This window comes from Rhizobium sp. IBUN, assembly GCF_000510625.1.
Classification (GTDB): Bacteria; Pseudomonadota; Alphaproteobacteria; order Rhizobiales; family Rhizobiaceae; genus Rhizobium; species Rhizobium altiplani.
Window position 1 is genome coordinate 1 of sequence record NZ_AZNV01000004.1, and the last position, 22964, is coordinate 22964.

The window sequence follows — 22964 nt, forward strand, 5'->3', positions numbered from 1 at the left end:
AGGGTTTTGCACTTGGCGCGGGGTGGAGCAGCCCGGTAGCTCGTCAGGCTCATAACCTGAAGGCCGCAGGTTCAAATCCTGCCCCCGCAACCAACAAAACCTGAATATTTGCCATTCAATTCGCCTCACAGAAAGCTCCTCCGCATAGGCGGACGGCCTTCACGTGTAAATTCGGTAGCTCAAGCAGGTGCAGCCGGGAGGGGCGGTCGGGCAGGGCTATGCAAACATGTTGGGGCCGATCTCCCTGCCAACTTCAATGATCACATCCGCGGGGACATTGTTCCTCCTTGCCGCGGCGCGAATGGCTTCAGGATTTGGCGCTTCGTAAAGGCAGTATGTCTTTTTCCTGTCGGCGCTGAGGAACGAAAAAATCCACTTCACCCCTTCCTCGTCGTTGATCAGGTTGATTTCCTCGACTCCCTCTTTCGACAGTTGGAGTTGTTCGGCAAAGTTTCTTTCGATGATATAGCGTGGCATGATGAGACCCTCTTCTCACCCAAAGCGGCGAACCTCTGATCCTAATGAATGGTCTGCTTCAGTCGCTGTTGCAGCCTGACCATTCCCAGTTCGGCCGCAGTTGACCGGGCATGCTCGGATAAGGACATTGCTCTCTTTATCGCGGCTCTGCTACCTATTTTCATTAGCAAATCAGAATATTCGGCCTGCGTGTGCGCGAGCCACGGTCGCGAGCCGATCGCCGAGTTCATCTCGAGCGCATGCTCATAGTGCTTTGACGCCCGCTCGAATTCACCCAGCGCGGCGGATAACATGCCCAGATAGCGGCTTGCGGCACCGAAGCAGACAGTCGCCATGCCTATCGTGACGGTCATCTCCTTGTAGTCGAGCATAAGCTTATAGAGTGTCCTGGCCGCTTCCATGTCCCCCAGGCCGGCGGCGACTTCCGTCAGGAACGAGAGGGATGCGCTTCGTTTTCCGTCAAGCGGCAGGGTGAAGCGTGTGCTGGAAAGCTCTTCCAATCTCCGCTGGGCCGCTTCCCGATAACCGAGGTCAAAGGCGACCAACGCGAAGCCCGGTAGCCAGGTGATTTCGTCCGGGTTTTCCTCGATCAGCAATTTCATGACCGGCGCGACCTCCGAGAGACGGCTTTGCTCCCGGCGGATCGCAAACATTTGCATGCCGTAGACACCTTCGGGTGCCACGCCAAGGGTGTGCTTGCCCAGCTTCAGCGCTTCTTCGGCAAGCTCCTCGGCGGCCGTGAACCTTCCATCGAGGATGGCCATCATCGCTCTTGCGATCCGAGCGTAGAACTGGACGTTGAGATGCTGCCGCTTGGTGCCGAGTTCCTCCAGGGCGTCGACCGCCCGATCGGCCCGTGCGCGATCGCCCAGTTCAGTTGAGACATAGGTGTCAATGGAAAGCGCCCTGGTTAGCACATCGTCATCATCGATCTCGCTTGCGAGGCGTCGTATTTCATCTACGCGGGCGATCCGGTCGTTTTTTTCCGTGACGGATTTGACCGGCGAGGCTGTCAGGAGTGGGAGAACGGAGAGCTCCACAAGAGAAGTCTTGTCGCCAACCTCCCGGGCAAGTTCTATTCCAACGCCATGGCATTGTGCGGCTTTCTCGCTGTCATTCAGGTAGGCGTAAGCCCGCGCAAGGTGGCTGAGAATCTGGCACCGCGACTTCTTGTCCGCTGGTTCAACCATCGCCATGGCCTCCTCGAGAAGCGGCAGGGTTTCGGCAAGCGAGTTCGAGGAGAGAAATTGGGAGCCGTCGAGGCCGATCACTGCGCGAACGAAGCCCTGAGTGTCTGCCGCTTTGCGTGCCAATGGGGCGGCCAGCCTGTATTTCGCCAGCGAATCCGTCATGCGGCCGGCAGCGTACAGGGCGTCGGCTAGTTTCAGGACTGCTGCGAGAAGGTCTGTTTGGTGGCCGGGCACGTTGGGCAACTGTTCCGCGATCGACAGTGCGTTCTGGAAATGATCGACTGCCTCGTAGTTGGCGGATCGTGCAAGGGCGCGTTCTCCGGCCTTCATCCAGTAGGGAAGCGCGAGTTCGACCCGTTGCGCTTTCTCGTAGTGTTGGGCGATGAGTTCGGGCTGCGTGGCAGCGACATCGGCATACTGGTCGACGAGAACCTTGGCGATTTCCTCGTGGAAATGTCGCCGCCGCCGGTTGAGGAGCGATTGGTAGGCGGCATCCTGAATGAGCGCATGACGGAAAACGAGGGTATCATTCAAGACACCGCCTCCGACGACGATCTGGCTGGAAACAAGCTGGTGCAGTGCTTTCTCGAGGATCCGATCATCGAGACCTGCAATCTTCGACAGAAGGCCACGATCGAACTCCCTGCCAATAACGGCAGCAATCTGGGCGACCTCTTTGGCTGTTGCCGCTAGATGATCGAGACGAGCCATCAAAGAACCCTGCAGGCTGTCCGGGATCTCTACGTTGAGCGACGGTGACGTTCCGCTCTCGATGATCGTGCGGGTCAACTCCTCTATGAACAACGGCACGCCGTCCGCTCGCTCTAAGATCATTTCGGCAAGCTTTTCGGAAATGTCGCAGTCCATCGATCCGATGAGCTCGCGCATCTGTTGCCTAGTCAGACGTCCAATGGAGAGTGTTGTCGACTGCGCCAATCCACTGGCCCAGTCCGCGCTCCATTCCGGTCTATGGGTGACGACGACGAGGGCGGCCGTGCCGTGAAGCCGGCCGACGAGTTCTTCTAGCAATTCGATGGTGGACGGATCCATCCAGTGTGCGTCTTCTACGACCATGAGCACCGGTGCGATTCTGGTCGCAAGAAGCAATCGGTTCGCGAGAGTGCGGACGAGAAGTTCCTTACGCTGGTGGGCGGAGAGATTTAGCGGCTTGAACTCGTCACCGCCATCGAGCGAAAGCAGCTCCGCATAGATCGCACCAACTTCCGAGGGCCTTTCGCCGTAGCGGCTGACAAGGGTGCGAAACTTCTCGACTCGCGTGTTTCGGTCGTCTGCCGGCGTAAACATCGCGACCCGGCTCAGTCGCTCGACGATCGGGTAAAAGGCCGATGTGGCGTGATAGGGCGAGCACTGCAATCGGATGAGTTCATGCTCTGTCTCGCGCAGATGTTCTTCGAAGGCTTCGACAAGACGGGATTTTCCGATGCCCGCCTCCCCCGACAAAAAGACCATCTGTCCTTGGCCGGCCTTCGCCAGCTCCCACCGTTCGAGCAGTAGCCCGATCTCGCTGGCACGTCCGACAAATTTCGAGAGCTTTCTGGAATGCGCGGCTTCGAAACGGCTGTCCACCTCTCGCTCGCCGCGGACTTCGAACAGCGCAATGGGCGAGGTGAAGCCTCTCAGCGTCCGCTCGCCGAGGCTGGCGATTTCGAACGACCGCCCGGCGAGGCGGCGGGTGCTGTTCGAGACCACGATCTGCCCTGGGGCGGCCGCCCCCTGCAGACGTGCCGCCAAGTTTGGGGTGTCGCCGGCGATCGATCCACGCTCCTTCGCGCTGCCATCGGTGTCGCCAACGACCACGTGCCCGGATGCGATGCCGATCCGCGCCTTCAGTCCCCGCTGGTTGGGCGACTGCAGCGCATCGACGGCGGTTATCGCCTCGAGACCGGCCCGGATCGCGCGCTCGGCGTGGTCCTCATAAGCCATGGGCCACCCAAAATAGGCAAGCACGCCATCTCCGAGATACTTGGCGACATAGCCTCCGAACCGCGTGACTGCGCCCGCGACGCTATCCTGATAACGGCGGATCAGCTCGTGCATGTCTTCCGGGTCGAGTTGCTCCGACAACGCAGTCGATCCTACGAGGTCGCAGAAGAGCACGCTGAGCAGCCGTCGGTCAGCCGCAGCGTCCGTCGCGACGGGAGCGGGCTGCTGTTCGTCCGGAGGTTGCTGCGCAAGTCCGTTTATCGCGGCTAGAATAATCTTCCGGTGACCAAGCGAGACGCCGAGTTCACGGAGGTCGGATTCCGCGACATGAGGGAGCGCTCGCAGATCGACGTCATTCTCGATGAAGGCCGCGGCGTACTTGCCGAGACCGAGTTGGGCTAGCCAATCCTCAATCGTCTGCATCGACTTTCAATCCGCTCAACCGTTCCCGAAAAATACCACGAACGTCGGCATCCTGCCACGCAGTTGCCGGGAGCCGCTCGCGTCGAACAGGCCGAGCAATCGATGGCGAATTTGCGAACGCAGCCCTCGCAGATCATGCGGCATTTTTCAGCGCCAACTAAGGACGATTATAGACTATCCGCATCTTGCAGCGCATTCTTCGAAGTCGCAATCGACCGCTGTGGGGAGCGAATTCAGTCGTCAGCGCATCATCCTTCAAACGCCCCTCGTCAGTATTAGATTCGACGTCATGAGCTCGGAGGCTCGGCTTCAGGAGGGTGTTATGATCAGCGAAAATATCGGGAAGTTCACACAGATTCTTCGCGGTGCTCTTATCGGGCGCGACCATGCCGACTACGAGGACGCCCGCAGGCTCTACAACGCCATGATCGACAAGCGGCCGCTCTTGATCGCAAAGTGTACGGATGCTGCGGACGTGATTGCCTCCGTGAACTTCGGCCGCGACAACGAACTTCCGATCGCCGTCCGGGGCGGCGGCCACAACGGGGCTGGGTTTGCCAGCGTTGACGACGGCATCGTCATCGACCTGTCGCCGATGCGGGGTGTGCGCGTCGATCCCGTCAAGCGGACAGTTCGTGTAGGGGCCGGGTGTACGACCGGCGAGGTCGATCATGCCACCCACGCCTTTGGGCTTGCCATCCCCTTCGGTGTCGTCTCAACCACAGGTGTGGCGGGCCTGACGCTGAACGGCGGCCACGGATACCTCACCCGCCAATATGGGCTTGCCATCGACAATCTGATCGAGGCCGACGTCGTGCTCGCGGACGGCACGCTCGTCACCGCCAGCAAGGCCGAGCGCCCGGATCTGTTCTGGGGGCTGCGCGGCGGCGGTGGCAACTTTGGTGTGGTCACCAGTTTTCTGTTCGAGGCGCACCCTGCGGACAGCGTTTATGCCGGTCCGATCTTCTGGGAGTTGAAGGATGCTGCGACGGTGATGCGCTGGTACCGCGAGTTTTTGGCGACTGCGCCGGACGAGTTCTACGTCTTCCTTGGGCTGCAGACGGTTCCCTCCGCCGATCCGTTCCCGGTGGAGCATCGTGGCAAGAAGATCTGCGTGCTTCTCGTTTCCTACAATGGAGCGGTCGCCGACGGGGAGAAGGCAGTTAACGCCGTCCGCAGGGCGCTCCCGCAGCCGATTGTCGATTTTGCCGGTCCGATCCCGTACCCGACACTTCAAGGCATGTTCGACGGGCTCTTTCCGAAGGGCCTTCAATGGTACTGGAAGGGTGATTTTGTGAAGACGCTTCCCGACGCGGCGATCGAAGCACACATCGAGCAGGTGGCCAAGGCACCCAGCGAACCCTCGTGCATGCACCTCTACCCGATCGATGCCGCCGTCCATCGCAAGGCAAGAGATGAAACGGCGTGGAATTGCCGGGATGCCACATGGTCGATGGTTATTGCCGGCGTTGACGCCGATCCGCGCCAGGCGGCGACGCTCAAAAAATGGGCGACCGACTACTGGCAGGCGGTCCACCCGTTCAACCTCGACGGCGCTTACCCGAACTTCATGATGGACGACGAAGGCGATGTGCGCCTGAAGGCCACGTATGGCGACAATTACGAGGGTCTTGTCCACCTGAAAAAGAAGTACGACGGGAGCAACCTGTTTCGGATGAACCATAATATTCGCCCTGCCGCCTGACGCCGAGAGGGGCGTCACTGAAAGGCGCTTCCTCGATCCTGGCGGCCACTGCGATGGTGGCTGCCAATGTACACCTTTGGCGTAGTGGCGTCACCCGCCGAGGCCGCTTGCGGCCCTTTGCTGCCGTTCGAGATCGATCCGAGGAACGTGCGGTATGTGCTAGAATGCGGCCCGAAGGCGGAATGCGACAGACGCACGGCGAGGGGCGGTGTGATCGAACCGGAATGCGCGCGAGCCGACGTTGTGCTCTTGGAAGGAGAGACGAGGACGATGCCGACACCACAGCAACCCAGTCTAATAGTTCGACAGAAATCCCCACAGAACATCGAGTTTCCGTTTGCGTCGCTCTCCGATTGGCGGATCCCAACGGAGCTGTTCTTCGTACGAAACCATTTTCCGTCACCGGACCTCAATGCGCGAGACTGGAGATTGCGCGTTGACGGGGCGGTGGAGCGGCCGATCGAACTTGACCTCGACAGCATCAAGGCGATGCAGAGCACGACTTTCACCGCCGTCGTCGAGTGCGCAGGGAATGGGCGCGTCTACTATGTGCCGGCGAAGGAGGGGTTGCAGTGGCAGAACGGGGCCGTCGGCAACGCCGCGTGGACGGGTGTTCTTCTGCGCGAGATTTTGGAAATGGCGGGCGTTAGGCGAACCGCACGTGAGGTTCTGCTCGTAGGCGCCGACAGCGGCGTCGTCGACGCGAACAAGAAAACGGCTTCTCCAGGCCCCATCGCTTTTGCCCGCAGTTTACCGCTGGAGAAGGCCGTCGCTGACAGCACGATCCTTGCCTATTCGATGAACGACGAACCGTTGACGCGCGATCACGGCTACCCGCTACGCGCGGTGGTGGGTGGCTGGTTCGGCATGGCTTGGGTCAAGTGGATCACGCATATCACGGTTGTGGAGCAACCGTTCCTTGGCTACTGGCAGGCGCGCGACTATTTCCGTTGGGAGCGCAGCCTTGGGGAACCTGGGCTCGCCCCCCTTACGGAGATGGAGGTCAAAGCGCAGATCGCGCGTCCCGTACAGGGGGCGCATCTAATCCTCGGCCAACCGTGCCGGATTTTCGGAGCCGCCTGGAGCGGAGAGGCTGGTATCCGGCAGGTGCAGGTCTGCACCGGAGATGGCAGGGGCTGGCGCGAGGGAAGGCTTCTCGAAACAGAATGTCCCTTCGCATGGCGCTTGTGGGAATACATGTGGACCCCTGAAAAAGTGGGGCGATATATATTGCGATGTCGCGCGATCGATGGGGCGGGGTGCGTGCAGCCCGACCTCCCGCGTTCCGACTGCGAGAGCTACGCGGCCAATTGGATTATTCCGGTGGATGTTACAGTCGTTCCCGAGCCACAGACGTACGCGGAGGAATTCGTGATCTAATCACCCGCGTGGGCGGAATGGCGGCTTATGGCAGTGGGTTCAATTGATCGCCGCAACACATTCTGCAAATTTTTGCGCGGGCGCCTGATAAAGCAAGGTCTTTCTTGGACGTTCGTTGAGCTGCCTGGCGATAGCATTGAGCTGGGCTTGGCTATGTACGGACAGGTCAGTGGCGCGCGGTAGGTATTGGCGCAGCAATCGATTGGTGTTCTCATTTGAACCGCGCTGCCAGGATAATCTGGGATCGCAGAAGTAAATCTCAACGTCAGCGGCTATTGCCAGTCGTTGATGGTCAGCCAACTCCTTGCCCCGATCCCAGGTCAATGATTTGTAGAGTTCGCCCGGCAGTTTCTGTGACTGCTTTATCAGCGCAGAAACTACGCTTTGGGTATCCTTATTGGCGACCTTGATCAGCATGACGTAGCGCGAGTGACGCTCGACCAGCGTCGCGATGTAACTGTTCTTCGACCCACCGATAAGATCGCCCTCCCAGTGACCGGGGACTGCACGGTCGTCAGCGGACGCAGGCCTCTCGCTTAGATGAACTTCAATCTGGACGACCGGCCGGCTACCAATGCAGTCGAGTTGTTGGTCGGCACGGCCTGCGCCTCCTCCGCAGTTGCTGGTCGGAGGCGAATGGCTGGTATGCTTTGACAACTCACATCTTGAAGAGCCTTTCAAAGCCCCGATTCTGACCGCATCCGAATACGAGCCGGACTGGCCCCCGAAGCCGCGTGATCGCCTTAGACTCGGATCGGGCACCGGGGAACGTGGCACATTCGGCCCGGCAACACTTTGGAATTCCAAGGCAATCGGGAAGTGTTATCCGAGCTACTTTGCCGATGGTTCCACCATCAAGTCGATCGGCGATGCGCTGTTCTGGAACATGTTCCAGTAAAGGAACCTGAGAGGCATTCGTCTGCCGATTTTGATTGGGAAGTATTTCTCGTCACCCTCGGACCAGGCCGAGTTTCGCGCCAATGAAGACGCTGAGCTATTGAAGCGCTACGGGGTTTCCAACCTGTCGTTTGCTGACCGCATCCTTGGTGGCGAAGTGTCAGACGTGCCGAGCTCAGCCCGCCAGTTGAGGGTTTGACGAGCCGGGGTCTGCGGGAACCCAAAGAGCCCAGACAATAACCGGGCGCGAATCTCCTTGATGACAAGACTTCTGACCAGCCTGGGCTCGAGTGCGGAGCGCAGGGTCTGCTTGTGAAAGTGATCGGCCTTGCCGCTGGTCGCCGCGATTTCAAGTACTCGGGAGTGTGTGGTTGTTCCCGACTTGCTATCGCATCTATGGATTCCATATCATTCCAAAATGAAGCCCCAGGCATTGGGGGTCTACCCGACGTTTACCCCGTCGACAGGCAGCTGAGAGTCTTAGGTTCGTCGCGGCACAGTCTGCGAGACAGAGCGACCGGTCGGGTCGCAAGCCCTATACGTCGCCTTGAGCGCTTGTGAGAGCGATATGTTTACGGGAGGGAGGCATGAGTTCGCAAGGCGATGATTTGTCACTGGAACCCGAAAGGGTTCGTGATCAGCTTGATCGCATCTTGTCGAGCGCGGAGTTCCAGGTTCCGGGGCGTAGTCGGAGATTTCTTGCATATGTCGTCGATGAAGCACTGGCGGGACGATCAGAGAATCTGAAGGCTTACACCATTGCGCAGGCGGTCTTCGGCCGAGATGCTTCCTTTGATGCCCAAAACGATCCGGTCGTTCGTATCGAAACAGGGCGTATTCGCCGCGCCCTGGAGCGATACTACCTCGTGGTCGGGCAAAGCGATTCCATACACATCACCATACCCAAGGGTGGATACGTACCGAGTTTCACCGCAAGCCAGTCAGAGATTGCGTCAGGACGTCATTCGCCGGGAAAAGATGTCGACGTGCAGGAGGCGCCGGTGGCGCAACATAAACGTCCGCTTGCCTACCGGGATTTTATCCTGCCGGTTGGTGTCCTGCTTGTCATCGCCGCCATGGGCATGTTGGTGCTGATGCGGCCGCTCCAAGAACTGGTTGCTTCACTGAACCCTTCGTCGGGCACACCTTTGCCTGCGGGAGATGAGATGCGGCCGCAGATCGTCGTGGAGCCTTTGGTCGGCATAGGTCGGGACAATGGCGACGCCGGCATCGCCAAGAGTCTGACGGATGGCGTCATTGTGGAACTGACGAAGGTCAAATCAATCGCTGTCAGGACGCCTGGGCCGAAGGCGTATATCGTGGCGCCAAACCAACCGTCACTCTCCATCCAGGGCAGCGTGGGCACCGAGGATAAGCGGTTGCATGTCCAAATCCGGCTGGTTGATCGAGCCGACGGAACCGTTGTCTGGACAGGCGCCTATGACAGAAACCTTGACGAAGGACGCATTCTTGACGTGCAGGATGAAATCGCCCGGCTGATCGCGGATGCGATATCTCGGAGGCAGTAGGGTCAGCCTCCTTCCATAGAGAGTGCAGATGCCACAGATGCTGCAGCGTCGAACTTATTTACCGGTGTCCGCGGCGGGTTCGATTGCGACACCTGCGGCTCGTAGACCTTTGAAAAATGCTTCCTGATCTTCCGGGCGCTGCAGACGCAAGGAAACCTCCTTGCGGATGTTCTTCATCAATCCGGATGCATGGGCATTGAGCCATTCCCGTTCCTGCCTGGCGTCAGCCGTTTTCCCGGCCGTGCCAAGAATAGATAGGAGCACGAGGTGATGCGTGGGATTGTATTCCAGGTCGGACATGCGAGACCACAGTTCCGCGGCCCGGACGTCATTCCTCATCAGGGCACACAATGCCATGCCCACTTGGTAGTATCCCCTCGGGCCCGCATTCTTGTTGACGGCGCTCGAAATCAGCTCGCAGCCTGACTGCCATTTCCCCGACATGGCCAGCCGCAACCCGTATTCCCCCGCGACCTCGGTATCATTGGGGTTCATGGCGTAGGCTGCCGCACCCGCCTGAAGGGCTTTGTCGACATCATTTCTGAAAAAGCTCACCTGCATGAGAGCCTCAAGGACACGCGCATCGTTTGGGGCAAGCGAGGCTGCCCGCTCCGCCGCGCTGGCGGCTAATTCCAGCGTCTCGTCCGTTGAGGATGTGCCGAGCTTATAACGAAACCTCATCTCGTCCAGGTAGGTGAGGGACAGAAGCGCCCAGGAGGCAGCGCTTTTCGGAAACAGCTCTGTCGCTCGTTGCAGACAGTCTCGCGCCGTGTTGTGCGTCTGGGCATTCATCGACCTACGGTAGCTATAGTAAGCCAATCTGCAGGCATAGGCGTCCGCATCTCCGCTCTGCGGATGCCAGGCAAGTGCGTCGGTGTCGGCTTGAAAAACCGCACCATATGGTTCCGCGACAGTGCTGGCGATCTCTTCAGCGGCGCCGGTCAGGATCTCGAGCTTGCTTTGCGCGCGAAGGTCCGCGTCGTAATTGTTCGCCCAAATCACTGCACCGTCGGATTGGCGCACGAGCCGGGCGACAAGCCGCAATCTTGGCCCGTCGAGTTGGACATTGCCTTGCAAACCATAAGCATTCGGGCTCGGTTGTTCGGCCTTCGACGCATCCGCGACAACGACGATGTCATCGAACTTTGCTAGCTTGCCGATAATCTCGTCCCTCAGGCCACGCGCGATTTCGGAAGCAGCATTTGCGGAACCCTCATCCTCAAAGGACTCGACAATGACTCTGGGTTCGGCCGCTTCTGTCGGCGAGGCGCCTGAGGGATTTTGGTGCCACCCCGACAATGCCTGTGGAAGGACGATATAAAGCGAAGCTGCCGCGAGCAAAAGGGCGGTGCCGAGCGTCAGCGTGGTCGATAATTGAGGGCGGCCGAAAGATTGGCCGAGGCTGTGAAGCGGCCCGGTGTCACGGTGAGGCTCGATCGCTGGAGCGAGATCAAACTGCGGCGCCGCGAGCGACGGTGTCGGAACGTTGTGAGCATATTCGAAGCACGGCCTGTACCCACCCTTGGGGATCGTAATCGTTACCTCGTCCGCTTGGCCGGCGATGAGGTAGTAGCGTTCAAGTGCTCGGCGGACTCGGCCTGCTTCGATCCTGACGACAGGATCGTTCTGGGCGTCGAAATTGACCTGGCGACCAAAGACCTCATTGGCGATTGTGAAGGCCTTCAGGAATTCCGATCGGCCTGCCAAGGCCTCGCTTATGATGAATTGCAGAAACTTGCGGCCCCGCTCCGGCGAATGGAATTCTTCGCTCGCCAGTATCCGTTCAAGTTGGTCGTAGATTTCCTCGGCCGTCGGCTTCGAGGGCTTGGCTATTGCGCTGCTCATGATGACGCCCTAACGAGATCACGCAAATATTTTAGCTGATTATAGTATTAGCTCAGAACTGCCGGTGGCTGCAACCGCTACATACGATGCACCTTCAAATGGTTACCCGCCGGTTGAGCGCGGTGCAGTCCGATTTGGGTCACTGGTTTTGGCCTAGAACAGTCCATCAGACCGATCGATAGGTGCAGCGTTGGATAAAATTCAATCCGTGCCGGTGTTCTCTGCCATCGCCGGGGCAGCCGTAGCCCCGGGCAATGTCTCTGATGGCCAAGCCCAGGCGCGCAGCAGTTCGTAAAAGACACTGAGCACGATTGGCCCCAGAAACAGGCCGAGCAGGCCATGCGAGAGAGTTCCGCCGATGACGCCGATGAGGATTACCGGCATCGGAGTTGAAAGCCCTCGGGACATCAAGATCGGCTTCAGCACGTTGTCCACGACCGTGATCGGGATCGCCACGACAGTGAAGGCAAAGGCCATCGATGCAGGCCAGGAGAACCATGCCCAGATGATGGCCGGGATAAGAACGAGGCCAGGGCCAAGCTGCATCAGGCAAAGCATGAACACGGCAAAAGTCAGGGCTCCGCGCGCCGGAATATCGAAGAAGGCAAAGCACAGGCCGCATAGGAGCGTCTGAAGCAAGGCTACGCCGATGACGCCGCGCGAGACGTTGCGAACCGTTGATCCCGCCAGCCGCGCAAAGCCAACCCCCCTCTCTCCGCCGATGCGGCCCGCCAATACCTGAATCGTTGCTGCAAGGCGGGGGGACATGGTGAGGAAGATGCCGGAGAGAATGACCGACGCGACGAAGCTCAGCACCCCACCGCCGATTGCTGCAAATTTGGCGATGATGACTCCCATGACCTCGCGGAGAGGCGCCTGGAATTTCATGATTGCTGCCGCGAGATTGCCGGCGACCTGGTTCCAGCCGGCGTAAAGGCGCTCGCCGACCACTGGCCAACCACGAATAGCCTCAGGCGCCGCGGGAAAGGTGAAATTGTCGGACTTCAATTGCGCCACGAGAGCCAGGATTGCATCGGCGAAATTGACCGAGACAAGCGCCAATGGCGCGATTATGAGCACAAGGCACGCTATGACAATAATGGTGGCCGAAAGCTTGGGCCGATCTCCTAGAAGTCTGGACAGACCGGTGAACATCGGAAAGAGCGCTACCGCGAGGATCGCGGACCAGATGACGATCAGCGCGAATGGCGCAACCAGCTGCAGGCTCCAATAGGCGAATAGCCCAATGATGCCGATCCGCACCAAGTCGCTGACCCGTGCCTCTACCGAAATCTGCGCGGGACCGGCTTCTGCCGCGGTCCCGCTCTTCTGTTGCTGCATCGCGTAGCCTATTCCACGGTTTTCCACAGTGCATGCCTGAACGGATCAGGCGTCATCGAGTCGTCTCCGGCACAACATGCCTGACGCTCTGATCCTCGACATAGTTCGATGGCCGCTTCTGCCGTTTGCCAAGATCCGGCGCGTCGAACTTTACCCGCTCGTAGGGGATCGACTGCAGTATATGGGAGATGCAGTTTATCCGGGCGCGCTCCTTGTCGTCGGAAGGCACGAGCCACCACGGCGCGTGGTTGCTGTCCGTCATCCGTAGCATCTCGTCATAGGCTCGCGTGTAGTCCCACCAGCGCTGGTAGGACTCGACGTCCATGGGGCTGAGTTTCCACTGCCGAACCGGATCGTCGATGCGGCGCTTGAAGCGGCGTTCCTGTTCTTCCTCGCTGACGGTCAGGAAATACTTCAGCAGAATAACGCCGCTTTCGACGATGGCCGCCTCGAAGCGGGGCGCAAGTTCCAGGAAGCGCTGAGCCTTCTTCTCGCTGGCGAAGCCCATGACGCGGTCAACGCCGGCGCGGTTGTACCAACTGCGGTCGAAGATCACGACCTCGCCGGCTGCCGGCAAATGCGCAATATAGCGCTGCATGTAGATCTGGGTTTTCTCGCGATCGGTGGGAGCGGGTAAGGCGACGACGCGGAATACACGCGGGCTGACCTTTTCCGTTATCCGCTTAATCATCCCACCCTTGCCGGCGGCGTCACGGCCTTCGAAGATGATGACAATCCGGGCGCCCGACTTCTTTACCCATGCCTGCAGATTCGCCAGTTCGATCTGCAGTCGCTTGATTTCCTTGTCGTAGTCCCAGGACTTGGCTTTCTTATGCTTGCCCTTGCGTTCCGCTGGAACCTCTTGCTTCGGATCGTATGCTTCGTCCATCGTTCCCTCCATTGTTTAACGCGCATTCCCTGCGACATTGCCCATGAGCGCACGCAGGGCCTCTTCCCGACCATTGAAAAGATTGTGGGCGCCGATCTTCTTGATGAACCCGGCACGCTCCAGGATGCCGCGACTCTCCTCGCTGACGTCGGCAATGGCAAAGACGATGTCCCGCTTGGCCAAGTCATCGGCCACAGCGTCGAGTGCGAGCGCACCTGTGCTATCCACGTGCGTGATGGCACCGGCGTCGAGAACGAAGCACTTGGTTCCGGGAGCAAGCTCTCTGGCAACCTCCGTCAGTCGCATGCGGACATAGTCGGCGTTGTAGAACAGGATGTTGCCCTGGATGGCGAAGACGGCAGCGCCTTCGACGGGGCGCGCTTCCGGGAAGCGGGCGAGCTCGAAGAAGCCGTGCCGTCCGGCAATGTGACCAAGGAGGCTGTCACGCGGAAACATCGTCTTGCGCAGGAGGTAGACGAAGGTTGCGGCAACCGCAACGACCACGCCGTTGAGGACGCCGAAGCTGATTGCGCCCCACATGGCGATCAGCGCAAAGACGAATTCCATGCGGCTGATGTGCCAGATCTTCTTGAGTTCCTGAATATCGATGAGGCTGATGGCGGCGCTTGCAAGGATGGCTGCGAGCGCGGGGATCGGCAGGATCCGCAGAGCGCTGTGGAGGAATACAAGAGCGGCGATCAGCGTGGCAGCTGAGACCAGTCCCGCCAGCTGGGAGACGCCGCCCGTGGAGAGGTTTATCGCGGTTCTCGAGTCCGACATGCTGATGGGAAAGGAACCGAACAGGCCGGGCGCGATATTGGCCGCGCCGAGACCGATCAGTTCCTGGTTCGCGTTGACGTTTTCACCAGTGCGCGATCCGAAGCTTCGCGCGGTCACGATGCCGGCGCCGAAGCTCACCAGAAAGATCGCGGCCGAACCAAGCACAAGCTTATCGAGTGGCATCTGATGGATTGCCGGCAGGGAAAAGCTCGGGAAGCCGCTTGGGATATTGCCCACGACTGCCATGCCACGTCCCTGGAAGTCGAAAAGCGCCGAGAGAATGACGGAAATAACAACGACCAGCACAGGACCCGGAACCTTGAGGTGGAACGCCTTGACGATCCAAAGCAGCGAAAACATGGAGAGACCGAAGAGAAGCGACGGCCAGTGGATCAAGGCGGTCTTGCCAAGAATTTCGGCGACCGGCGCAAGGAGACCATCCGACTCAATCTTTACACCAGTGAAGCGGCTGATCTGCCCGACGAGGATGGAAAGCGACACGCCGGCAAAGAAGCCCACCAGGATCGGGCGCGACAGGAAGCTCGCGAGGACGCCGAGGCGCAGCAGTTTTGCGGCGATGCAAAAGACGCCGACGCCAAGGGCGAGCGCCGATGCGATGGCAACCCGGTCAATGTTGGCAGCAGCCGGATCGGCCGCGATGATAACGGTCATCGCAGCCGCAAGCACCGTCATCGTTGCGGCATCGGGGCCGACGACCAAGAGCCGGGAAGGGCCGAAAAGTGCGTAGGCGATCGGCCCAACGATGCTGGCGTAGATGCCGGTCTCTGGAGGCAGGCCAGCAATCGCCGGATAGGCAATGGCGCTCGGCAAACCCACCGCGGCGATCGATAACCCGGCAGGGATATCGCTACGAAGCCAGTCTTTCTTGAAACCGGCCAAGCCCCGCAACATTGGTAGGCTGCCTATCAACTCGGGCTCCCTCTGCTCTCTCGTGGTTGATCTCCAAGCTTGTCCGGCCGCCGCATCCAGGCAACGACCGGAAATTGTTGATGCGTTCAGTGTTCGAGGAAGACGTAGTTCATCCAGCTGCTCATGCGTAGCAGGACCTTTCGGAGGAGAGCGACGTGGTGCCAGTAATGTGTGTAGACCGCGACCTCGGCGACCACACCGCCGGGCAGTTGATACCCGTCGGTGCTCTCCAGTATTTCGATACCCGCCAGTGTCTGCCCCGGCGACAGCCGTTCGGGCGATTGCGGGTCGATCAGCGCGCCGCCTGGCTGCAACTGGCCTTGCGCCATCACATCGATGACTTCCCGGACGCGCGCCTTGAAGATCTTGCCGGGGACGGCCTTGAACGCCACCTCGGCCTCGTCGCCAACCCGCACGCGCTGGAGCGAATTCTGAATGAAGGCGGCAGCGAGGTACCGGTCCTCGCTGTTGATGAAGACCATCACCGGCCGCAAGGGCAGGGGATTCGCCATCATGCCGGGACGTAGGAAAACCTGCGTCACGTATCCGTCGCTCGGTGCGCGCACGGTCGTCTGGTCGAGCTCGTATTGCGCGTTCGCCAACTCTGCCTCCAGCCGCGCGACCGTGGGATTCGTTCCGTTGATCTCGGACTCGTAGGCGAGCCTTGCTTGCGCCGCCTGAGCACGGGCTGTATCGACGGCGGCCTCGGCCGTCAGGTAGATGCCGCGCCGGTTCTCGACTTCGAGCTCGGAGTAGACGGCACCTCTGCCGCTGGATTTTGCGTTTTCATTCGATGCCTGAAACTTTTCGAAGGCCTGCAGCGATCGGTCCCTAGATGCTTCCGCACCTGTTACGGCCGAATTGGCGGCATCGAGAGCAGCCTTCAACTGCAGGACGGTCTGCTTGGCTTCGGCAAGCGACGCCGTTTTCTGATCGACGGCATATTGATAGGGGCGAGGATCGATCCTGAAGAGAACATCGCCCTTCTTCAACGGAGCGTTTGGCGTGACCGGCACCTCTACGACCTGGCCGCCCACGACCGGGATGACCGGAGCCGAGGTAAAATAAATGCGCCCATCGCTGGAATAGGGATGGTTGTAGCTCATGAGCAGCACCAGCCCGGCAATGATGAATATGCCGCCTAGGACAGCCGTCGCAAGCGACCACTGGTTCACTGGAATTCTGAACAACTTGAAGATCGCGAAGCAAAAAGCCGCGTAGGTCAGCATCAGGAGTAATTCCATCAGACCTTCTCCCTCTCTGCCATTGGAGCCTCGAGTTCCGCGATCCGTGCGTGGAGACGGGCAATTTCAGCGTTGGCTTCGGCTTCTGGGGATAGCTTGCCATCCGTCCGGATGCCCCAACCGCGATCCTCGCGGTAAAGGGTGGCCCAGATGAAAAGGAAGGGCCAGATGACGTGCAGCGTGAACAGGCTCACCCATCCGGCAACGTGGATGGCGTCCTGGTGCGGATGGTTCCTGGCCTTGGCGATCAGGTGTGGGATGTCGTGGATCGCGATCACTGCATAGAACAGAGTGACTACGACGAAGAGCAACACTCCCAGTGCAAAATAGTCGAGAAACACCGTTCCTCCTTTTCGGTTTGGTCTGGCCGCCTCTTCGGCTTGGTCTGGCCGCCCGTTCGCTTGCTGTCGACCTGCGGATACTAGACCCACTTTGGCGCAAAGACCCGTAACATCACGTATCCTCTATTGGTCTGACGAAAGGTGCAGCAGCTGAAGATGATCTTGGATTTTCGCCGTAGCAAATCGATGGAGGATGGCAGGAGCGACAGGCGCATAAGGGAAAACTCCGCCGAACGTAGGATCGCGTAAGTTACGCCGCCATTCCGGGCTGACGCTATATGATGCAACTCTGCTTAACGCATTTGACAGCGGGGCGGGGATGGTTTCGGGAGATAGCAATTCTACACCTTTGTCGGTTCTCGAAAGGGCCGAGGCGCACTTTCCTGGCCAGGCGCAGCTGGTGCAGCGGCTCTTTTACGGGAGCGACGCGTTTCACAGCATGTGCGAGGATCTGGCAATCGCGGTGGAAACCTTGGCGCATATCGAGCGCCTTCCCGAAAGCGTGCGCGAAGCGCGGCGGCAAGAATATGCCGCACTGGTTGAAGCCCTTTTGAAGGAAATGGGAGAGGCGCTCGCACAATCGAAAATCGTGATGCTTAGGCGGCCTTCGGACACCAGGCCAAAATCTCCGTGAGGCACTTACACAAAATTTGTTTTGATTCAGAGGAGGTCGTTGCGTGGTGAAAGCAAGATATTTGAGATTGCTTGCGGGGCTTTCTGCGCTGGCAATCATTTCGATGCATCCCGGCCCGCCAGCGTATTCACAGACCGCGACCCCCGCACAGAAACCCGCCTCGACAGAGGCGACGGCGCCGGAGGCCGCTCTGCTTTCCGAGAATGAGCTCGAAGTGCTTGTGGCACGCATCGCCCTCTATCCGGACGAGCTCGTGGCGGCGATCTCGGCGGCTTCACTGTTTCCGGTGCAGGTCATCGAGGCTCAGCGTTTCCTGGAGGCCAAGAAGAAAGACGCCGATCTCAAGCCGAAGGATGATTGGGATGGAAGTGTCATCTCGCTCCTCAACTATCCAGATTTCGTCAAGATGATGAGCGACGACCTCGATTGGACTCAATCGCTGGGTGACGCGCTTACAAACCAGCAAAAGGATGTACTGATTGCCATTCAGCAGCTTCGCGACGAAGCGGTGGCGAAGAACGTCATCAAGACCGACGACAAGATCACGGTCGTGACTGAGAACGAGAACGTCGTCATACGACCGACCAATCCCGAGAAGGTCTATATCCCTCAATATCCACCCGAAATGCTCTATGAGCCAGGCTATACGGCCGCTCCGATCTCCTACTATCCCAATTCTTACGACAGCTACTATTATCCGGGTGCCGGGTTCTTTGCCGCCGCGGTGACGGGCGTCGCCTGGGCTGCCATCGTCAATTGGGACGATTGGGGCGTTTGGGGCGGTAATTGGGGCGGCGATGTCGATATCGACTGCAACAACTGCTTTAACGACCGAAATTTCAACGGCAAGGTCAAATGGAACGACGTCGACTGGACCAAGGTCGATCGCAGCAAGCTGAATATCGACAGGGATCAGCTCGCAAACATCGATCGTTCGGCGATCAAATCCAGCCTGCAGTCCGACAACCGCAACCAGCTCAAGAACAAGGTCAGCGACCGGCAGGCGAACCGCGGACAAGGAGCCAGAAATGTCAGCACACGTGCTGACGATATTCGAAAGAGCACTGCGGAGGGCCTGAGGGCAAATCCGAGGGCAGGCGATGCTGTCGCCAACCGGCCGGGTGGGGCGCGTCCGGATGCCCGCCCGGGCGATCTGGGCAATCGCGTGGATGCCCGTCCAGGAAATGCCGCCAATCGACCGGGCAATGCTGCCAACCGTCCATCAAAGCCGGCAGTCAAGAAGCCAAGCGCACCGAAGATGGCGGCGCGGCCCGACAACCGTTCGCGCCAACCGAGCGCCCTCGGCAACGTGCAGTCCGGCCGGCGTGAAGCGGTGGCTTCCCAGCGAGGCGGACAGAGCATGGGAGGCGGGCAAAGGGGTGGTCCACGTCCCTCCGCTCAACGCTCGCGCCCGATACCACACGGCGGCGGCGGCCGTGGCGGTGGGGGGCGTGGAGGTGGCGGTCGGCGATAGGGTGTCCAGCTATTCAGATTTCCGGAGATAAACCATGAGACCACAGTTTAAGTTGATTCCGCTGTTGCTAGGAACGGCTCTCTCCCTGGCGTGGGCGGCCCCGTCGATGTCGCAGATTCAGACGAATCTTCAGGAATTCGTGGCCGGTACGCCGCCGTCATTCGATGACCCATCGGCGGCGCTTGAGCGGTTCAAGACGGTGTTGAGCTACAATGATATCGATGGCCTCGCGAGCCTTCTCGGTCTGGACGCGGCCAAACTGCGATCCAGCAAGGAGGCGATGCTAAGCTATGAAACGATCCGCGAGGGCGCTTTGCGCCAACTGCAATTGCAGGACCTCCATGATCGCAAGGTGGTTCTGATTGGCGACGTCATGTGGCCGCTGCCCTTTCCTCTGTCGAAGAACAAGGACGGCAAATGGGCATTCGATACCGAGGTCGGTTTGCAGGAGATCGTCAACCGCCGTGTCGGTCAGAGCGAACTGGCGACAATCCAGACGATGCATGACTATGTGAACGCCCAATACGCGTACGCGCAAATCGACGAGGACGAGGACGGACTTTTCGAATTTGCGCAGAAGCTGATCAGCACCCCGGGACAACGCGACGGCCTCTACTGGGAGCCCGGTGCCTTTGATGAAGAAAGCCCGGCGGGGCCCCTGATCGAAACGGCCGCCTTCAGTAAGGCGAAGCGCGGCGAAGGCTACTATGGCTACCGCTATCGCATCCTGACGGCCCAGGGCCCCAACGTGATCGGTGGAAAGCAGAGCTATATCGTCAATGGCAACATGACGGGCGGTTTTGCGTTGATCGCCTGGCCGGTCAAGTATCACGTGACCGGGGCTCAGACCTTCGTCGTCAACGGTTCCAACATCGTCTACCAGCGAGATCTGGGGCCCGAGACCGAGCAGCGCGCCGCGGCGATCAAGGAGTTCAACCCCGACGACAACTGGACGGTCGTGCGCGACTGAGGTGTGGTTCCGGCAGAACGCTTCAATTTAGCCCTGAAAGGCTCCAGCGTGGTTTCGCCTCAACGGAGCTCGACTGACGCCAAATATGATTAACGATCACCTTTCGCTTCTGCCGACGTCAGCCGGCAGGGCGAGCGCGACACTGCGGCCGCGCCTTTTCCACTACACGACACTTCAAGGGTTTCTCGGTATTGTCAGTTCGAAAGTGATATGGGCGACAAACATCCACTATCTGAATGATTCAGAGGGAGTTCGTATATGGGCTGGGCTACCTGAAGGCGGAGGCAGAAGCGTGCGAAAGCCGCATCGTCAAGACAGCAGGCCATATTGCTTCGGGTAGCCTCTCTCATCGATTTCTTCCAGCAGGGGATATGTCTACACGGCGTCCTTTGCGGAGGACGACGATCTCCTGAGCCAATGGAGGGGCTATGGTGCGGGTGGAGGAGTATGCTTGGGATTTGTCGTCAGCGACCTGCAAAGGGTTGCCGAAAGGGCGTGCTTCCGCCTTGTCAAGTGTATCTATGAGCAAAGCCAGAAAACAGCGCTCGCCAAGGAGTTCATCGATCACTCGTTGGCGACGATCGATGCCACCACGCCCTTGGACGATGAACGGGTCGAAGAGTTCGCAAACCAGATTGTCACTCGTTACCAGCAGCTAGCCTGTGCCTTCAAGGATCCGTCCTTTCGTGAGGAGTGCGAATGGCGCATCATTTCGAAGTTCGTACCACTTGACCATCAGTCCGTGAGAGTCCGTGGGATGGCGACGATGCTGGTTCCGTATTTTGAAGTCGACCTTGATCTGGGCAACGATAGTGAGGGCCGCACAAACCTCGGGTTTGACACGGTGATCGCGGGACCCAGCCTGCAGAAAGAGCGAATACTCCAGGCAGCTTCGATCGCCACGAGACACCTGAGCGTAGAAGCCTCAAGGCCATCCGATATCCCCTACCGATCGCTATAGCCGCGCTCTCTGGCAGGGGCCAAGAGCCTTCCTGCAATGGACGGATTGTTCGAGCGATACTAGCCCCGAAGCTCGTAAAGCTCGGTCTGCCCCGTTCGGCCCCTGACGCTGACGGTGCCGATAGGCAGGAAACTGAAATTCTCCGCAACTGCGTTGCGGACCGCGCTGCTGACGAGGATCGAGGTTCCATAGTCGCGGTTCAGGCCCTCCAGTCGCGAGGCGATGTTTACAGTGTCTCCGATTGCGGTGTATTGCCGGCGGGTTTCGGCGCCGACGCTGCCGACGACGGCCGGTCCGGTGTGCAGGCCGAAGCGGGTGACGAGTTCGGGGCGACCGGCGGCGCGATTGGAAGCATTCATCTCGTCGATCGCAGTTTTCATCGACAAGGCACAACGGCAGGCGTTTTCGATATGCCGCTCGTCATGAACCGGTGCGTTCCACATCGCCAAAACGGAGTCGCCGATATATTGCGCTATGGTACCGCCGTGGCGCTCGACAATCATATTGAGGGTTTCGAAATAGGTGGAAAGCAGGGCGACGACCTCTTCGGGCGAGCGCCGTTCGGAGATGGTGGTAAACTCTCTGATGTCGGTGAAGAGGACAGTGATCTCCTGCCTGGAGGCGGAGCCGATCGCTGATTGGCCTGTCATGACAATCCTGCGGACCAGTTCACGCGGCACGTAGAGCGAGAACATCCGGATGGTATCACGGGCGGAACCGAGCGCTTTGCCGAGCGCGTTCACCTCGGATATCCAGGAGCGCGAGACGCGGCTCTGTTTGAATTCCAGATTGCCCAGTTGCCTCGCCTCGTCGGCCAACGCATAGAGCGAGCGGCTGATCAACCGGGAGATGATGATCGCGGCGATCGCGCCCGCCGACAGGAAGGCGGCTGCGGCAGCCAGATTGCGCCTCAGGGTCCGCTCGACAGGACCGACCAGGTCGTCAAGCGGTGCTGCGATGACGACCGTGTAGTTTTTCAGCATGCCGGCTATTTCCGCACGAAAGCTTTGGGCCAGATACTCGCGGCCATTCACCAGAAAGCGGAAGACATCGCCATCCGGCCGGCTGCGGTCCTGTGCCAGATTCGCGACGGCCGGGATGGCTGGGTCTGTCGCTGCCACGTCTGCAACAGACATCAGCCTCCCGCGACGCATCTGATCGCGCAGTTTCGTCATGATCACGGGGTCGGAGTGAACGATCAGGCGGCCGGTGCTGTCGAATACGTAGCCATGCGCCTCTTCCGAGATCGTCCCGGTATCGACAACCTCTCCCAAGGTCACAAGCATCACATCCGCGCTGATAACGACCTGGTCCTTCCCGGCTACGGGCGTAGCGAACGTCAGGGTGAGGTAGTTGGTCGCAGCGGAAATATAGGGGCCGACCGATGTCGTCCGGCCCTCCGAGACCGCGGCCTTGTACCAGGGCCGGGACCGCGGGTCGAAGACATCGTCGCCGTCTGCGCGCCGAGCGAGAGGTCGAATGTCCTGGTCGAAGAACGTCCAGGTCGTCACTGGAATACCGATGACCTTCGTGATCGCACGAACGGCGAATGCGGCGTCGGCCGGAGCATTCAAGGCGTCGCGCCACGCCGGATTTGTCGCAAGGTTGGTGGCCTGAATGTACGTCCCGTCAGCAAAGCCGACATAGACCCCGTCTATGTGGAAGGACGACTTCAGTTCTCGCAGCAGCAGGGCCTGCTTCGCCGGCAGATCCTGGGGTGGCGGCGTGAGCATTTGCGGGACGGCGGCGGCCGTCTCGATCGCGGTGTATCCGCCGTTGAACACATCGCGGTAGTTCTCGATGGTGCGCAAGCCGAGTTGACGCATTTGTGCTTCGCCAGCGGACAGGGCGGTTACCTTGCCTTGGGTATATGCGATCCACACGAGCGGCAGCGCCGTGCAAGCCAGCAGCCCGACAATGATGACGCTGAGGTGCAATCGCAGGGGAAAGGCCCAGTCCGATGCACCCCTGGTCCCTGTCGCGGGCGGTGGCGTAGCGCGGTCCACCATC

The 22964-nt window shown here is 59.5% G+C and carries 16 protein-coding genes, 1 tRNA gene and 1 pseudogene; 8 read left to right on the plus strand and 10 right to left on the minus strand.

Annotation, left to right across the window (positions count from 1 at the left end):
* Window positions 1-16: 16 nt before the first annotated feature.
* Window positions 17-93: transfer RNA gene (locus tag RHIBUN_RS0105690), tRNA-Met, on the plus strand.
* A 123-nt stretch (window positions 94-216) separates the two neighbouring features.
* Here the strand turns inward: RHIBUN_RS0105690 and RHIBUN_RS0105695 are convergent.
* Together RHIBUN_RS0105695 and RHIBUN_RS0105700 are read right to left on the minus strand one after the other, a co-directional pair.
* Window positions 217-477 (minus strand): DUF4242 domain-containing protein, encoded by a 261-nt coding sequence (locus RHIBUN_RS0105695; protein ID WP_025658813.1) that lies wholly within the window; start codon window positions 475-477, stop codon window positions 217-219.
* Window positions 478-518: 41 nt separating this feature from the next.
* A complete protein-coding gene (locus tag RHIBUN_RS0105700; RefSeq protein WP_025658814.1) occupies window positions 519-4034 on the minus strand; it encodes an adenylate/guanylate cyclase domain-containing protein in 3516 nt (1171 codons plus the stop codon).
* 322 nt (window positions 4035-4356) lie between these two features.
* Here RHIBUN_RS0105700 and RHIBUN_RS0105705 point away from each other — a divergent pair, with 322 nt between their 5' ends.
* Window positions 4357-5739, plus strand: coding sequence for an FAD-binding oxidoreductase (locus RHIBUN_RS0105705; protein ID WP_025658815.1), 1383 nt, complete (start codon window positions 4357-4359; stop codon window positions 5737-5739).
* A 270-nt stretch (window positions 5740-6009) separates the two neighbouring features.
* Window positions 6010-7119 carry a sulfite oxidase gene (locus RHIBUN_RS0105710; RefSeq protein ID WP_025658816.1) on the plus strand — a complete coding sequence of 370 codons (1110 nt, stop codon included), beginning with the start codon at window positions 6010-6012 and terminating at the stop codon, window positions 7117-7119.
* Window positions 7120-7158: 39 nt separating this feature from the next.
* Here the strand turns inward: RHIBUN_RS0105710 and RHIBUN_RS0105715 are convergent.
* Window positions 7159-7665 (minus strand): annotated as a pseudogene (locus RHIBUN_RS0105715) (IS30 family transposase); the annotation flags it as partial.
* 938 nt (window positions 7666-8603) lie between these two features.
* On the opposite strand from RHIBUN_RS0105715, the gene RHIBUN_RS0105725 reads away from it, so the two are divergent.
* Window positions 8604-9545: a membrane protein gene (locus RHIBUN_RS0105725; protein WP_025658819.1), complete on the plus strand. Its 942-nt coding sequence runs from the start codon at window positions 8604-8606 to the stop codon at window positions 9543-9545.
* 54 nt (window positions 9546-9599) lie between these two features.
* Here the strand turns inward: RHIBUN_RS0105725 and RHIBUN_RS0105730 are convergent, their stop codons facing one another.
* The 6 genes from RHIBUN_RS0105730 to RHIBUN_RS0105755 form a co-directional block, all read right to left on the minus strand.
* Complete coding sequence (locus RHIBUN_RS0105730) at window positions 9600-11390, minus strand: membrane protein (protein WP_025658820.1); 1791 nt, start codon at window positions 11388-11390, stop codon at window positions 9600-9602.
* 201 nt (window positions 11391-11591) lie between these two features.
* Window positions 11592-12731 (minus strand): AI-2E family transporter, encoded by a 1140-nt coding sequence (locus tag RHIBUN_RS0105735; RefSeq protein WP_025658821.1) that lies wholly within the window; start codon window positions 12729-12731, stop codon window positions 11592-11594.
* Between the two features lie 52 nt (window positions 12732-12783).
* Window positions 12784-13620 (minus strand): polyphosphate kinase 2, encoded by an 837-nt coding sequence (gene ppk2 / locus RHIBUN_RS0105740; RefSeq protein ID WP_025658822.1) that lies wholly within the window; start codon window positions 13618-13620, stop codon window positions 12784-12786.
* Between the two features lie 15 nt (window positions 13621-13635).
* Window positions 13636-15312 carry a SulP family inorganic anion transporter gene (locus RHIBUN_RS0105745; RefSeq protein ID WP_245271633.1) on the minus strand — a complete coding sequence of 559 codons (1677 nt, stop codon included), beginning with the start codon at window positions 15310-15312 and terminating at the stop codon, window positions 13636-13638.
* A 104-nt stretch (window positions 15313-15416) separates the two neighbouring features.
* Complete coding sequence (locus RHIBUN_RS0105750; protein ID WP_018856448.1) at window positions 15417-16574, minus strand: HlyD family secretion protein; 1158 nt, start codon at window positions 16572-16574, stop codon at window positions 15417-15419.
* Window positions 16574-16915 (minus strand): DUF3302 domain-containing protein, encoded by a 342-nt coding sequence (locus RHIBUN_RS0105755; protein WP_018856449.1) that lies wholly within the window; start codon window positions 16913-16915, stop codon window positions 16574-16576. The genes RHIBUN_RS0105750 and RHIBUN_RS0105755 overlap by 1 nt, the downstream gene beginning before the upstream one ends.
* Before the next feature lie 319 nt (window positions 16916-17234).
* Here RHIBUN_RS0105755 and RHIBUN_RS37200 point away from each other — a divergent pair, with 319 nt between their 5' ends.
* From RHIBUN_RS37200 to RHIBUN_RS0105775, 4 genes are all read left to right on the plus strand, one after another.
* A complete protein-coding gene (locus RHIBUN_RS37200) occupies window positions 17235-17549 on the plus strand; it encodes a hypothetical protein (RefSeq protein WP_025658824.1) in 315 nt (104 codons plus the stop codon).
* Between the two features lie 46 nt (window positions 17550-17595).
* The gene (locus RHIBUN_RS0105765; RefSeq protein ID WP_025658825.1) at window positions 17596-19023 is read left to right on the plus strand and encodes a DUF3300 domain-containing protein; all 1428 of its coding nucleotides are present in this window, start codon (window positions 17596-17598) and stop codon (window positions 19021-19023) included.
* Between the two features lie 34 nt (window positions 19024-19057).
* Window positions 19058-19993 (plus strand): DUF2950 family protein, encoded by a 936-nt coding sequence (locus tag RHIBUN_RS0105770; RefSeq protein WP_025658826.1) that lies wholly within the window; start codon window positions 19058-19060, stop codon window positions 19991-19993.
* Window positions 19994-20402: 409 nt separating this feature from the next.
* Window positions 20403-20954: a DUF2971 domain-containing protein gene (locus tag RHIBUN_RS0105775; RefSeq protein ID WP_280949569.1), complete on the plus strand. Its 552-nt coding sequence runs from the start codon at window positions 20403-20405 to the stop codon at window positions 20952-20954.
* A gap of 59 nt (window positions 20955-21013) precedes the next feature.
* Here RHIBUN_RS0105775 and RHIBUN_RS0105780 read toward each other — a convergent pair whose 3' ends face one another.
* On the minus strand, window positions 21014-22963 hold the full coding sequence (locus RHIBUN_RS0105780) for an adenylate/guanylate cyclase domain-containing protein (protein ID WP_025658828.1): 1950 nt from the start codon (window positions 22961-22963) through the stop codon (window positions 21014-21016).
* Window position 22964: the final 1 nt, after the last annotated feature.